6 protein-coding genes are annotated in these 14,941 nt (G+C 63.3%); all 6 read right to left on the bottom strand.

The genetic code is table 11. The features are described from left to right. Positions 1 to 598 precede the first annotated feature (598 nt). The 6 genes from XF30_RS16935 to rplJ all read right to left on the bottom strand — a co-directional run bounded on the left by XF30_RS16935 (position 599) and on the right by rplJ (position 14,906). Positions 599 to 2,644 carry an ABC transporter ATP-binding protein gene (locus XF30_RS16935; protein ID WP_109143359.1) on the bottom strand — a complete coding sequence of 682 codons (2,046 nt, stop codon included), beginning with the start codon at positions 2,642 to 2,644 and terminating at the stop codon, positions 599 to 601. A 134-nt stretch (positions 2,645 to 2,778) separates the two neighbouring features. Next, positions 2,779 to 4,833, bottom strand: a complete 2,055-nt coding sequence (locus XF30_RS16930; RefSeq protein ID WP_109143358.1) for an FAD-dependent oxidoreductase — start codon at positions 4,831 to 4,833, stop codon at positions 2,779 to 2,781. 185 nt (positions 4,834 to 5,018) lie between these two features. Then, a complete protein-coding gene (gene rpoC / locus XF30_RS16925) occupies positions 5,019 to 9,215 on the bottom strand; it encodes a DNA-directed RNA polymerase subunit beta' (protein ID WP_036011015.1) in 4,197 nt (1,398 codons plus the stop codon). A 129-nt stretch (positions 9,216 to 9,344) separates the two neighbouring features. Then, positions 9,345 to 13,469, bottom strand: a complete 4,125-nt coding sequence (rpoB, locus tag XF30_RS16920; RefSeq protein WP_036027612.1) for a DNA-directed RNA polymerase subunit beta — start codon at positions 13,467 to 13,469, stop codon at positions 9,345 to 9,347. 483 nt (positions 13,470 to 13,952) lie between these two features. Further along, positions 13,953 to 14,333 carry a 50S ribosomal protein L7/L12 gene (rplL, locus tag XF30_RS16915; RefSeq protein ID WP_109143357.1) on the bottom strand — a complete coding sequence of 127 codons (381 nt, stop codon included), beginning with the start codon at positions 14,331 to 14,333 and terminating at the stop codon, positions 13,953 to 13,955. Between the two features lie 54 nt (positions 14,334 to 14,387). After that, entirely contained in the window at positions 14,388 to 14,906 is a 519-nt protein-coding gene (rplJ, locus tag XF30_RS16910; protein ID WP_109143356.1) for a 50S ribosomal protein L10, read from the bottom strand. Between the last annotated feature and the right edge of the window lie 35 nt (positions 14,907 to 14,941).

Raw genomic sequence — 14,941 nt, 5'->3', positions numbered from 1 at the left:
GCCTAGCTATGATCGACAGCGTTTGAGCGGCATTCGTCGAGGTTGGTGCCCGTCTTTGCGACCCCTGGCAGATCTAGTCTTTGGGGATCAACGGGTGGCCCGTTCCGACGCTGGCGATGCTCACCGCCTGTCGTTAAGTGAGGCGCTTTCTATAAGTGGGAATCGGTCAAGTCAAGGTGAAACGACAGTCACAAAGCGCTTCATGCGCCTGCAAAAAATCGCCTCTTCGCCGCCTCCCCGCGCCTGCCTGATATAGGACCGAGGCGACTGACCTGCCAGATCTGAGAACAATTATACCCGGGTATAATGTAGTTTTATTACCAAACTGAGGGGCTTTTTTCCTGCCTACGCTCAGTTTGCTGGCTGGTGGCCGGTCTACCAGCTTTTCCCGGCCCGCCGCGATGCCCGGTGTGACGGGGCTTCAGCCCGGACTGGTCGATCCGCGAATGGCTCTTGCCCCAAACCATGCGTGCGAAAAAAACGCGGCGTCGCGGCGGCCGAACGCCTTGCATCAGAGAATCGACGAGTCGACGCTGAGCCGCGCGTTGCCGTGAGACGAGACGATCAGACGCGGCCGCTCGAAGCTCACCGCCCGCGGTTACTCCTCCTCGTCGTCCTCATCGTCATCGAGGTCTTCGTCCTCGTCGTCATCATTGCGGTCGGCGTCGGCGTGAGCTGCCGCGCCATGGGGCTGGTGGATCTGGTCGTTCCACAGCTTGCGATAGGTGCCATTCTTGGCGAGCAACTCGGCATGGGAACCGCGCTCGATCGCCCTGCCCCCTGAAATCACGATGATCTCGTCCATCTCGACCACCGAGGTCAGGCGGTGGGTCGACCAGATCATGGTGCGACCCTTGGCGACCCTGAGCAGCGTGCGGTTGATTGCGGCCTCGGTGGTCTGGTCCAGCGCCGAAGTTGCTTCGTCCAGCAGCAGCACGGAGGGGTTGCGGATGATCGCGCGCGCGATCGCAATGCGCTGGCGTTGGCCGCCCGACAGCGTGTCGCCGCGCTCGCCGACCGGCGTGTCGTAGCGCTGCGGCAGGCTCATGATGTAGCGGTGGATCTCGGCCTTCTTGGCCGCCTCCTCCACCTCCTCGTCGGTTGCGCCCTCCTTGCCGAGCCGGATGTTCTCGCGGATCGACATGTTGAACAGCATGTTCTCCTGGAACACCACCGCCATGCTCCGGCGCAGCGAGTCCAGCGTCACCTTGCGGACGTCGACGCCGTCGATGGTGACGCGGCCTTCGTCGGGCACGTAGAGCCGCAGGATCAGATTGAGCAGCGTGCTCTTGCCGGAGCCGCTCGGACCGACGATCGCGATGCGCTTGCCGGCGTCGAGCTTGAGGCTGAGATTGTCCAGCACCGGCGTCTGACCACCCTCGTACTGGAAGGTGACGTGATCGAATGTAATGTCGTGGGTGATGCGCGGCAGATCGGGTGCGCCCGGGCGATCGGCGCTGCGGGTCGGCTCGTCGAGCAATTCCTGAATGTGGCGGATCGCGGCGGCCGAGGAGATCGACACCGGGATGAAATGCATCACATGGGCGATGTTGTAGGAGACCTCCCAGAACGCGCTCTCGAAAGTGACGAAGGTGCCGATGGTGATATGGCCCTTGGTCGCCAGATACGCGCCGATCGCGAGCACCACAAGGTGCAGGAGGAGCACCGAGATGGTGACTGTCCGCTCCACCATGGTCGAGAGGAATGTGGCCGAGGCCATCTTGTTGCGGGTCTCGTCGTTGCGCAACCGGAAGAAGCCGAACATCTTGCGTTGCAGGCTGAACGCCTTGATGACCGCCTGGGCGGCCACGTTCTCCTGGACTTGGCCCAGCAACGCCGATTCATTGAGCTTCTGTTCGTAATTGGCCTGCACCGCCTTCGGCGTCAGGATCCGCGGGCCGATCAGCGTGATCGGGAACACCAGCAGCGCGACGACGGCGAGCTGCCAGTTGAGGAACAGCATCAGGATGATGCCGGCGATCAGCTCCAGGAACGGCAGCGCGGCACTGTTGGCGAACGTCTTGACCGAGCCTTCGAAGGCCGAGAGATCGACTGAGAAGCGCGATAGGATCTCGCCGCGCCTGGTGCGGCCGAAATAGGCGGCGGGCAGGTCCTGGACGTGCTCGAACAGGCGTTTGCGAACATCGGAGATGACGCAAGCGGCAAGTCGCGCGTCCCAGCGTTCGTACCAGACTGCAACGATCGAGGTGAAAATGCCGGCGACGGCGAGCACGCCGAGGATCTTGTAGAGCGCCTGAAAATCCTCCTCGCCGAGCGCATCGTCGATCAGGAACTTGAGGCTGAGCGGCATGATGACGTTGAACAACGTCTCGACCACGACGCCGAATGCCACGAATGACAGCATCCGCTTGTAGTTGGAGAGATAGGGCTTGACGAACCCGACAATGGTCGCAAGGGCCCCGGCGGCTTCGCGCGCGGTAAAGACGACGAGGTCCTCGTCCTCATCGTCCTCGTCGAGCTCCAGCTCGTCATCCCCCTCGTCTTCGGCGTCCTCGTCGTCCTTGAGATCCGGCTTGGCAGCGTCGGCGAGCTTGCCATCGAGCCCGGCCGCCTCCTCCGCGGCGAGCTTCTGTTGATCGGGAGATAGAGGCTTGTCGCCAGGCAAGAAAGGCTTGGATGCCATGAAACCAACCGATGCTGACGGCCGGCATGACCGCAGAGAACGCAGGAAATAGCGGCAACCGCTATTGCACCGATTCTATGCGATCAAGATGAATTCGGCAAAACAATTGGCGAATTCGGTTGGCGTCCCCCGGGCTAGTCCTCGTCCTCGACCTTGTCGAAGAAGGAATAGCGCAAGCTGTCCGCGTCGGCGTACCACTGCCCCGGCCCCTTGTTGGCGGCGAGCGTCGCCTCCCACAGCGCATCGGTGCAATCCTTGCGGTGCATCGACAGGTCGAAGCCGTTGCCGAAGAACAGTTCGGACCATTCCCACCAGGTGCCGAGCTTCTTGACTCCGCGCAAGAGGTCGTAGCGGTCGATCAATGCCGGCGCCATGTCCGAGGTGATGGAGCCGAACACGAGGCCGGTCTTGACCACGCGGTTGAGCTCGCGGATCGCGCGGACCACTTGCTTGGGGGAAACGTGGCAGAGGCTGGTCTCGAACACGAAGTCGAACGTGCCGTCCTTGAACGGCATGTCGGTGATCGTGCCGAGCTTGTTGTACTTCTTCAGCGATTTCGGCGTCCTGGCGTGGATCGCGCGGTTGTTCTCGATTCCCCATGCATCGATGCCGCGATCGCGCAGGGCGCCGACCAGTTCGCCGCTGGCGGAGCCCGCGACCAGCAGCTTGGCGCCCGCCGCCCTGCCCCAGACGATGCCGATCAGCTTCGTCAGGTAGTCGGGATCGGTGAAGTGCCGCCACGCCTGATGATAGGGGCCGAGACCGCGATAATTCTCGAAATATTTGCGATCGATCTTGTCCGAGAGCGGCTTGTCGTCCTGCGCGCGCTGGCGGCGCAGGCGCATCATCTCGGTCAGGATGATGTCGGTCGCCGCGTCCGAGGAATCGAGCAGGCCGTTGAGCGTCGAATCGAACAGATAGTCGCCAACCACCACGATGCCGGGGTGCTCCTTCGGCTCGGGCCGGTGATTGGTCATGACGTCGCGCGCGGGCAAACCACCAGGCAGCGCGTTCACCGAGGACAGCCAGCGGTGGATCTTGCCTTCCATGAAATGCAGACGCGCATCGCCGAGAGAAGCCGGCAGCGATTTCAGGGCGGTCTCGATCAGCTCCTGGTCCGACAGATTGGCAAAAGCCAGCGCGTCAGAGCCGGGAATGAGCCAGTTCAGAACACCATGCTTGCCGACGTCGTGACGTGCGCCCTCGTTGTAGACGCAGCAGCCGCCGAAGGCTTCCGACATGAACCAGGCACCCGGAATCTTGTCGCCCCAGAACGGCTCGTCGAACAGGATCGAGACGCGCAGATAGTGCGCGGGACGGTCGAAATAGGCCACGTGCTTGACCATCGACCTGCGCAGCTGCTCGCCCTCCCAGCCGAGAGTGGCGAGCCAGGAATGCGGCAGGCAGACCAGCACGAGATCGAAGTCACGGGTCTCCGGCCCCTTGCCGTTCATCATCTTGAGCTGATACCGGCCGGTCGGCGCCTTGCCGACGGTGAGCACGCGGTGATTGAGCTGGATGTCGGCATTGACCTCCGACTGCAGGCATTCGATCAGCTGCTCGTTGCCGTTCTGGATGGAATAGAGGCCGATATAGCCGTCGACGTCCATCAGATAGTTCTTGAGCGCGTTGAGCCCGTTGGTGTTGTGGCTCTCGGTCGCGATGTCGGAACGCGCCATCACCTTGAAGAAGCGCTTTGCGGTGACGTCCTCGACCTCCTCGTCGAGCACCTGCTCGGCGGTCTTGTAGGCCCAGGGATGTTCGTTGTCGTGCGCGCCGACGCCCTCGTAATATTCCACCGGCGACATCACCTCGGCGCAGCGCTTGCGGAAGGCTTCGATCGCGGCGGCAGTCCTGGCGCCGTATTTGCGGCGCATGCCGGGAACGTCGTTGAGCAGCTCACCGCCGAACTGCACCTGCTCGGCATCCATCGGAATGGTCTGAAGGCCGAAATGCTGGATCAGCTCGCGCAGCGGGTCCGGGCCCGTCATCGAGTAGTCGTAGATCTCGGCAACGCCGGCCTCGTACATCGCGGGCGCCGAATCGAACTTGCGGGTGACGATCTTGCCGCCGAGCCTGTCGGAGGCCTCGTAGATGGTGACGCGGCAGAGGTCGCCGAGCTTGCGCTTCAGGTACCAGGCGCTCATCAGCCCGCCGGGGCCGCCGCCTACGATTGCGAGATCAAGCATGAGAGTTCCGTGGTCTTCCGGCCCTGCCCCCTTGGCGGGACCACCGGTCTAAGGCGCCATAGCACAAGCGCTTTTGCGGCTGAAGGAAAGATGAACAAAGGTTGATCCCGCATCGCAACAAAGCAGCAAAAAGGCCGGCAAAAGCCGGCCTTTTCATTGTCCTCGGTATTCCTACGGATGAACGATCACTCCGCGGGCGGCAGCGCAGGAAGCTCGGCTTCCGGCGCCGGCGACACGACGGCGGCCTGCTTCTCCCGCTCGTCCAGGATCAGCTTGTCGCGCTTCATGGCGACTTCGCGGATCTTGGCCATGGAGGCGCCGGTGCCCGCCGGGATCAGCCGGCCGACGATGACGTTCTCCTTGAGGCCTTCGAGCGGATCGATCTTGCCGTTGACCGCCGCCTCGGTGAGGACGCGGGTGGTCTCCTGGAACGATGCCGCCGAGAAGAAGGAGCGGGTCTGGAGGCTCGCCTTGGTGATGCCGAGCAGAACCGGCGTTCCCGTGGCGGGCTTCTTGCCCTCTTCCTTGGCCTTCACGTTCAGCGCGTCGAACTCGATCTTGTCGACCTGCTCGCCGGAGATCATGTCCGTGTCGCCCTGGTCGGTGATTTCCACCTTCTGGAGCATCTGACGGACAATCACCTCGATGTGCTTGTCGTTGATGAGCACGCCCTGCAGCCGGTAGACCTCCTGGATCTCGTTGACCAGATAGGCAGCGAGCTCCTCGATGCCCTTGACCGCCAGGATGTCGTGCGGCGCCGGGTTGCCTTCCACGATGAAGTCGCCCTTTTCGACGACGTCGCCGTCCTGAAGGTGGATGTGCTTGCCCTTCGGGATCAGGTACTCGCGCGGCTCGTCGGTCTTGTCCATCGGCTCGATCGAGATGCGACGCTTGTTCTTGTAGTCGCGCCCGAACCGGATGGTGCCCGCGATTTCGGCGATGATCGCCGCATCCTTCGGGCGCCGAGCCTCGAACAGTTCCGCCACCCGCGGCAGACCGCCGGTGATGTCACGCGTCTTGGCGCTTTCGGTCGAGACACGGGCGAGGATGTCGCCCGGCTGGACCTTGGCTCCGATGTCGACCGAGAGAATGGCGTCGACCGACAGCATGTAGCGGGCATCGCCGCCACGGGCGAGCTTGAGCACCTTGCCGTCCTTGCCCTTCACCACGATGGCCGGACGCAGGTCCGAGCCGCCGCGCGTCGAACGCCAGTCGATGACCACGCGCTTGGCGATACCAGTGGCCTCGTCGAGCGTTTCCGAGATCGACTGCCCCTCGACCAGATCCTCGAAGCCGATGGTTCCTTCGACCTCGGTGAGCAGCGGACGGGTGTAGGGATCCCATTCGACGATGCGCTGGCCGCGCTTGACCATGTCGCCCTCGTCGACGTGCAGACGCGAACCGTACTGGATACGGTGCGTCGCACGCTCGGTGCCGTCGGCATCGACGATCGCGACAACCATGTTGCGCACCATCGCGATAAGGTGACCTTCGCTGTTGCGGGCGATGGCCTTGTTCCTGATCACGATCTTGCCGTCGAAGTTGGCTTCGACGAAGGACTGCTCGTTGAGCTGCGCCGCACCGCCGATGTGGAAGGTGCGCATGGTGAGCTGGGTGCCCGGCTCGCCGATCGACTGCGCGGCGATCACGCCAACCGCTTCGCCATGGTTGACCGGCGTGCCGCGGGCGAGGTCGCGGCCGTAGCACTTGCCGCAGATGCCGTTGACGAGCTCGCAGGTCAGCGCCGAGCGGATCTTCACCTCCTGGATGCCGGCCTGATGGATGGCATCCACGTGGCTCTCTTCCATCAGCGTATCGCGCTTGACGATCACCTGGCCCGAGCTGTCACGCACGTCTTCGCAGGCCGTGCGTCCGAGGATGCGCGAGCCGAGCGAGGCGACCACGGTACCGGCGTCGACGATGGCGCGCATCTTGATTCCGAGCTTGGTGCCGCAGTCGCTCTGCGTGATGATGCAGTCCTGCGCCACGTCGACGAGACGACGGGTCAGGTAGCCGGAGTTCGCGGTCTTCAACGCGGTGTCCGCGAGGCCCTTGCGGGCGCCGTGGGTCGAGTTGAAGTACTCGAGCACCGAGAGGCCTTCCTTGAAGTTCGAGATGATCGGCGTCTCGATGATCTCGCCCGACGGCTTGGCCATCAGGCCGCGCATGCCGGCGAGCTGGCGCATCTGGGCCGGCGAACCGCGGGCACCGGAGTGAGCCATCATGTAGATCGAGTTGATGTCGGCGTCGGCTCCGCTCGCCGTCTTCTTGGTGGCGGAGATCTCCTTCATCATCGCCTTGGCGATTTCTTCCGTGGCCTTCGACCAGGCGTCGACGACCTTGTTGTACTTCTCGCCATGGGTGATCAGGCCGTCGTTGTACTGCTGCTCGAAATCCTTCGCCAGCGTACGGGTGGTGTCGACGATCTTCCACTTGCCGTGCGGCACGACCATGTCGTCCTTGCCGAACGAGATGCCGGCCTTGAACGCGTTGTAGAAGCCGAGCGCCATGATGCGGTCGCAGAAGATCACCGTCTCCTTCTGGCCGCAGTGGCGGTAGACCTGGTCGATGACGCCGGAGATCTCGCGCTTGGTCATCAGCTTGTTGATGATCTCGTAGGAGATGCGCGGGTTCTTCGGCAGCAGATTGCCGAGCATGACGCGGCCGGCGGTGGTCTCGATCCAGCGCTTGGAGACCTTGCCGGTCTCGTCCATGCCTTCCCACCGGTACTTGATCTTGGTGTGGAGGTGGATGACCTTCGCGTGCAGCGCATGCTCGAGCTCGGCCATGTCGCCGAACACCTTGCCCTCGCCGGGCAGGCCTTCGCGCATGATCGAGACGTAGTACAGACCGAGCACGATGTCCTGCGACGGCACGATGATCGGCTGGCCGTTCGCGGGATGCAGGATGTTGTTGGTCGACATCATCAGGACGCGCGCTTCCAGCTGCGCTTCGAGCGACAGCGGAACGTGCACGGCCATCTGGTCGCCGTCGAAGTCGGCGTTGAACGCGGAGCAGACCAGCGGGTGAAGCTGGATCGCCTTGCCCTCGATCAGCACGGGCTCGAATGCCTGAATGCCGAGGCGGTGCAGCGTCGGGGCGCGGTTGAGCAGCACCGGATGCTCGCGGATCACCTCGTCCAGGATGTCCCAGACCTCGGGCCGTTCCTTCTCGACCAGCTTCTTGGCCTGCTTCACGGTGGTGGACAGGCCCTTGGCGTCGAGCCGCGAATAGATGAACGGCTTGAACAGCTCGAGCGCCATCTTCTTCGGCAGGCCGCACTGATGCAGGCGCAGCTCGGGACCGACCACGATCACCGAACGGCCCGAATAGTCGACGCGCTTGCCGAGCAGGTTCTGGCGGAAGCGGCCCTGCTTGCCCTTGAGCATGTCGGCGAGCGACTTCAGCGGACGCTTGTTGGCGCCGGTGATGACGCGGCCGCGGCGGCCGTTGTCGAACAGCGCATCGACCGCTTCCTGAAGCATGCGCTTCTCGTTGCGGATGATGATGTCGGGCGCGCGCAGCTCCATCAGCCGCTTCAAGCGGTTGTTGCGGTTGATGACGCGGCGATAGAGGTCGTTGAGATCAGAGGTCGCGAAACGGCCGCCGTCCAGCGGCACCAGCGGACGCAGGTCCGGCGGAATCACCGGGATCACGGTCATGATCATCCATTCCGGCTTGTTGCCGGAATGGCGGAACGCTTCCACGATCTTCAGACGCTTGGCGAGCTTCTTGTGCTTGATGTCGGAGTCGGTCTCCTGCATCTCGGCACGCAGCGAGGCCTCGAGCTTCTCGAGGTCCATGCCCTTGAGCAGCTCGCGGATCGCCTCGGCGCCGATCATGGCGGTGAAGCTGTCCTGGCCGTACTCGTCCTGCGCCTTCAGATACTCGTCTTCCGACAGCAGCTGACGGTCCTTCAGCGCGGTGAGGCCCGGCTCGAGCACGACGTAATATTCGAAGTAGAGGATCCGCTCGAGATCCTTCAGCGTCATGTCGAGCAGGAGGCCGATGCGCGAGGGCAGCGACTTCAGGAACCAGATGTGCGCGACGGGGGCTGCGAGCTCGATATGACCCATGCGCTCGCGCCGGACGCGCGACAGCGTGACCTCGACCGAGCACTTCTCGCAGATGATGCCCTTGTACTTCATGCGCTTGTACTTGCCGCACAAGCACTCGTAGTCCTTGATCGGCCCGAAGATGCGGGCGCAGAACAGGCCGTCGCGCTCGGGTTTGAAGGTACGATAGTTGATGGTCTCCGGCTTCTTGATCTCGCCGTAGGACCAGGACAGAATCTTCTCTGGAGACGCGATCGAGATCCGGATCTGGTCGAAGACCTGAGCCGGCGTCGTCGGGTTGAAGAGATTCATAATTTCTTGGTTCATCGTCTTCTCCTCGCGTGCCGGTCGCCTCCGGCCGCAAATTCGAAAATCACTTCTGCATGGCGCCCTGCCCTCAAGGCCTCGGGCGGGGCGCCGATGCCCGGCCGCGAAGGCCGGGCATGACAGGTCGAATTACTCGGCCGCTTCCGACGTCGGCGCCGGTCCCATCTTGGAGTTGTGCAGGTCGACGTTGAGGCCGAGCGAGCGCATTTCCTTGACCAGCACGTTGAACGATTCCGGAATACCGGCCTCGAACGTGTCGTCGCCGCGCACGATCGCCTCGTACACCTTGGTACGGCCGGCGACGTCGTCCGACTTCACCGTCAGCATCTCCTGGAGCGTGTACGCCGCGCCGTAAGCCTCGAGCGCCCACACCTCCATTTCGCCGAAGCGCTGGCCGCCGAACTGCGCCTTGCCGCCCAGCGGCTGCTGGGTGACGAGCGAGTACGGACCGATCGAACGCGCATGGATCTTGTCGTCGACCAGATGGTGCAGCTTGAGCATGTAGATGTAGCCCACCGTCACCTTGCGATCGAACGGATCGCCGGTGCGGCCGTCATAGACGGTCGACTGACCCGAAGCGTCGAGACCGGCGAGCTTCAGCATCTCCTCGATATCGGCTTCCTTGGCACCGTCGAACACCGGGGTTGCGATCGGCACGCCGCGGCTGAGGTTATGGCCGAGTTCGAGCAGCTCGTTGTCGTTGAGCGACTTGATCGTCTCGTCCTCGCCGTAGACCTTCTTCAAGGTCTCCTTCAGCGGCTTGATGTCCTGCTTCGACAGGTACGCATCGACGGTCTGGCCGATACGCTTGCCGAGGCCGGCGCAGGCCCAGCCGAGATGGGTCTCGAGGATCTGTCCGACGTTCATGCGCGAAGGCACGCCGAGCGGATTGAGCACGATGTCGGCATGCGTGCCGTCTTCGAGGAACGGCATGTCCTCGATCGGCACGATCTTCGACACCACGCCCTTGTTGCCGTGGCGGCCGGCCATCTTGTCGCCGGGCTGGATCTTGCGCTTCACCGCGACGAAGACCTTGACCATCTTCATCACGCCGGGCGGCAATTCGTCACCGCGCTGAAGCTTCTCGACCTTGTCGAGGAAGCGCTGTTCCAGTCCCTTCTTCGACTCGTCGTACTGCTTCCGCATGGCCTCGATCTCGGCCATCAGCTTGTCGTTCGGCGAAGCGAACAGCCACCATTGCGACTTCGGATACTCCTCGAGCACCGCACGGGTGATCTTGGTGTCCTTCTTGAAGCCCTTGGGACCTGCAATGCCCTGCCGTCCCTCGAGCAGCTCGGCAAGACGGTTGTAGACGTTGCGGTCCAGGATCGCCTGCTCGTCGTCGCGGTCCTTGGCGAGGCGCTCGATCTCCTCCCGCTCGATCGCCAGCGCACGCTCGTCCTTGTCGACGCCGTGGCGGTTGAACACGCGCACTTCGACGATGGTGCCCTGCACGCCCGGGGGAACGCGCAGCGAGGTGTCGCGGACGTCGGAGGCCTTCTCGCCGAAGATGGCGCGCAGCAGCTTCTCTTCCGGCGTCATCGGGCTTTCGCCCTTCGGCGTGATCTTGCCGACCAGGATGTCGCCGGCGCGCACTTCCGCGCCGATGTAGACGATACCGGCTTCGTCGAGGTTCTTCAGCGCTTCTTCCGAGACGTTCGGAATGTCGCGGGTGATTTCCTCAGGTCCGAGCTTGGTGTCGCGGGCCATCACCTCGAACTCCTCGATGTGGATCGAGGTGAAGACGTCCTCCTTCACGATCCGCTCGGAGAGCAGGATCGAGTCTTCGAAGTTGTAGCCGTTCCACGGCATGAACGCGACCAGCACGTTGCGGCCGAGCGCGAGCTCGCCGAGATCGGTCGAAGGACCGTCGGCGATGATGTCGCCCTTCCTGACGACGTCGCCGACCTTCACCAGCGGACGCTGGTTGATGCAGGTCGACTGGTTCGAGCGCTGGTACTTCATGAGGCGGTAGATATCGACGCCCGACTTGGTCGGATCGAGATCTTCCGTGGCGCGGATGACGACGCGGGTCGCATCGATCTGGTCGATCACGCCCGAACGGCGCGCCGCGATCGCAGCGCCCGAGTCACGGGCAACCACGCCCTCCATGCCGGTGCCGACAAACGGCGCCTCGGCGCGAACCAGCGGCACCGCCTGGCGCTGCATGTTCGAGCCCATCAGCGCGCGGTTGGCGTCGTCGTTCTCGAGGAACGGGATCAGCGCCGCGGCGACCGAAACGAGCTGCTTCGGCGACACGTCCATGTAGTCGACCTTGTCGGGCGTCATCGGCACGACGTCGCGGGTGCCGCTCGAACGGCAGACCACGAGGTCTTCGGTGAAGCGGCCCTTGGCGTCGACCGGCACGTTAGCCTGGGCCACGGAATAGCGCCCTTCCTCCATCGCCGACAGGTACACGACCTCGTCGGTGACACGGCCATCCTTGACCTTGCGATACGGCGTCTCGACGAAGCCGTACTTGTTCACGCGCGCGAAGGTCGCGAGCGAGTTGATCAGGCCGATGTTCGGACCTTCCGGCGTCTCGATCGGGCAGATGCGGCCGTAATGCGTCGGGTGCACGTCGCGCACCTCGAAGCCAGCGCGCTCGCGGGTGAGACCGCCCGGTCCGAGCGCCGAGAGGCGGCGCTTGTGGGTGATCTCGCTGAGCGGGTTGGTCTGGTCCATGAACTGCGAGAGCTGCGAGGAGCCGAAGAACTCGCGCACCGCGGCGGCGGCCGGCTTGGCGTTGATCAGGTCCTGCGGCATGACCGTGTCGATGTCGACCGAGGACATGCGCTCCTTGATCGCGCGCTCCATGCGCAACAGGCCGATGCGGTACTGGTTCTCCATGAGCTCGCCGACCGAACGCACGCGGCGGTTGCCGAGATGGTCGATGTCGTCGATCTCGCCCTTGCCGTCGCGCAGATCCACCAGCGTCTTGATGACGGAGAGGATGTCCTCCTTGCGCAGCGTGCGCTGGGTGTCGGGCGCATCGAGGTCGAGGCGCATGTTCATCTTGACGCGGCCGACCGCGGAGAGGTCGTAGCGCTCGGCGTCGAAGAACAGCGACTGGAACATGGCCTGCGCCGATTCCAGCGTTGGCGGCTCGCCCGGACGCATCACGCGGTAGATGTCGAACAGCGCGTCCTCGCGCGTCATGTTCTTGTCGGCCGAGAGCGTGTTGCGGATGTAGGGGCCGACATTGACGTGGTCGATGTCGAGCAGCGGCAGTTCTTTGTAGCCCTGCTCGTTGAGCGCCTTCATCAGCTTGTCGGTGATCTCCTCACCGGCCTCGGCGTGGATCTCACCGGTCTTGGGGTTGACGAGATCCTCGGCGACGTAGTTGCCGACCAGTTCCTCGTCGGCCATGCGCAGCGCCTTCAGCCCCTTCTCCTGGAGCTGGCGGGCGGCGCGGACGGTGAGCTTCTTGCCGGCCTCGAGCACGACCTTGCCGGTGTCGGCATCGATCAGGTCGTTGACCGTGGAGTAGCCGCGGAAGCGGTTGGCGTCGAACGGAACGCGCCAGCCTTCCTTGGTCCGCTTGTAGAGAATCTTCTTGTAGAACGTGGACAGGATCGCCTCGCCGTCGAGGCCGAGGGCGAACATCAGCGACGTCACCGGAATCTTGCGGCGACGGTCGATACGCGCATAGACGATGTCCTTGGCGTCGAACTCGATGTCGAGCCAGGAACCGCGATAGGGGATGACGCGGGCGGCGAACAGCAGCTTGCCCGAGGAATGGGTCTTGCCCTTGTCGTGGTCGAAGAACACGCCGGGCGAACGGTGCATCTGCGAGACGATGACGCGCTCGGTGCCGTTGACGATGAAGGTGCCGTTCATCGTCATGAGCGGGATGTCGCCCATGTAGACGTCCTGCTCCTTGATGTCCTTCACCGACTTCGCGCCGGTTTCCTCGTCGATATCGAACACGATGAGGCGCAGCGTCACCTTGAGGGGCGCAGCGAAGGTCATGCCGCGCTGGCGGCACTCGTCGACGTCGTATTTCGGCTGCTCGAACTCGTAGCGGACGAATTCCAGCATCGAGGTGCCGGAGAAGTCGGAGATCGGAAACACCGAGCGGAACACCGCCTGCAGACCCTCGTCGAGACGTCCGCCCTGGGGTTCGTCCACCATCAGGAACTGGTCATAGGACGCCTTCTGAACCTCGATGAGGTTCGGCATCTCGGCGACTTCCTTGATGTGTCCGAAGAACTTGCGAACGCGTTTGCGACCGGTGAATGTCTGCTGCGCCATCGTGGCCTCTCATTTTCGTCGCCCGCCCTGGGCGCACCGTCCGGACCGCGGCTGCCACCGCTTTCCGGGTTGAATTTTCGAACCCGTCTTGGGGGGCCGGAGACGCAGTTTCAGGCGCCGATGTCCTGAATCTGTTCTTCAGACCTTCAAAACGCAAAACGACGCGCGGGGCGCAGATGCGCGCCCGCCCGTCACAACGATCATCTTCACGGACTGCAAAAGCCCGAAATAGCCTGCTCTCCCAACGGCTTACAGGGAAATCCGGCATCCCTGCCCACCGCGCTTTCGTGCTGCCGACCCGATATGGGGCGACAATAGTGCAGATTCGAGGGTCAAACCCTCAAATCCCCACACTTTTTCGTGTTTGGCCTGCGTCGGATCGTTCCGTCGCACGCCTTTTGCATTCCGGTCCACCCTCTCGAAGGGGGACCAGGATCCCGGGCAGAGCCGTTGCCCGCCCGGGATCCCGCCAGTAAGCAGTGCTTACTTGAGCTCGACCTTGGCGCCAGCCTTCTCGAGCTGGGCCTTGATCTTGTCGGCTTCGTCCTTGTTCACGGCTTCCTTCAGCGGCTTCGGAGCACCCTCGACGAGGTCCTTTGCTTCCTTCAGGCCGAGACCGGTGATGGCGCGGACTTCCTTGATGACCTCGATCTTCTTGTCGCCGGCGCTGGCGAGAACGACCGTGAACTCGGTCTTCTCTTCCGCCGGAGCGGCAGCACCGCCGCCGCCAGCGGCCGGGCCGGCCACGGCGACAGCCGCGGCAGCCGAAACGCCCCACTTCTCTTCGAGGAGCTTCGCGAGTTCGGCAGCTTCGAGCACGGTCAGGCTCGAGAGGTCGTCAACGATCTTCTGCAGGTCAGCCATTGTTCAGTTTCCTTAACTGTAAGTCTGGTTCGGGTTTGAGTTTTGCGAAGGGCGTCAGGCCGCTTCGCCCTTTGAGGCATGAGCCTGGATGACGCGCGCGAGCTTGCCCGCGGGCGCGTTGGCGAGCTGGGCCAGCTTGGTCGCCGGGGCCACGATGAGGCCGACGATCTTGCCGCCCAGTTCGTCAAGCGACGGCAGCGAGGCAAGCGCCTTCACGCCATCGACATTCAGGACGGTCTTCCCCATCGATCCGCCGACGATGACGAACTTTTCGTTCGCCTTGGCGAATTCGATGGCGACCTTTGGCGCCGCTACCGGATCGTTCGAAGTCGCGATCACGGTCGGCCCCTTCAGCATGGGGCCGATGGCAACGACGTCAGTGCCTTCAAGAGCAATTTTGGCGAGACGGTTCTTCGAGACCTTCACCGCGGCACCCGCCTGCTTCATCTGCTGGCGCAGCTTCTGCATCTGGGCGACGGTGAGGCCGGAATATTGAGCAACGATCGCGACGCTCGTGGTCTTGAAGACCTCGTTGAGCTGTTCGACCGCTTCTTTTTTTGCCGCTCGTTCCACAGCAAGCTCTCTCCGGTTGGCGGTCATCGCGAGAA

It is taken from the genome of Bradyrhizobium sp. SUTN9-2 (assembly GCF_003122645.1).
Taxonomy (GTDB): domain Bacteria; phylum Pseudomonadota; class Alphaproteobacteria; order Rhizobiales; family Xanthobacteraceae; genus Bradyrhizobium; species Bradyrhizobium yuanmingense.
This window is presented reverse-complemented; position numbering and strand designations above follow the sequence as displayed.

Coding starts and splice junctions, on each gene's coding strand:
- rpoC (WP_036011015.1), bottom strand. CDS start 9,215: ATGAACCAAGAAATTATGAATCTCTTCAACCCGACGACGCCGGCTCAG.
- XF30_RS16930 (WP_109143358.1), bottom strand. CDS start 4,833: ATGCTTGATCTCGCAATCGTAGGCGGCGGCCCCGGCGGGCTGATGAGC.
- XF30_RS16935 (WP_109143359.1), bottom strand. CDS start 2,644: ATGGCATCCAAGCCTTTCTTGCCTGGCGACAAGCCTCTATCTCCCGAT.
- rpoB (WP_036027612.1), bottom strand. CDS start 13,469: ATGGCGCAGCAGACATTCACCGGTCGCAAACGCGTTCGCAAGTTCTTC.
- rplL (WP_109143357.1), bottom strand. CDS start 14,333: ATGGCTGACCTGCAGAAGATCGTTGACGACCTCTCGAGCCTGACCGTG.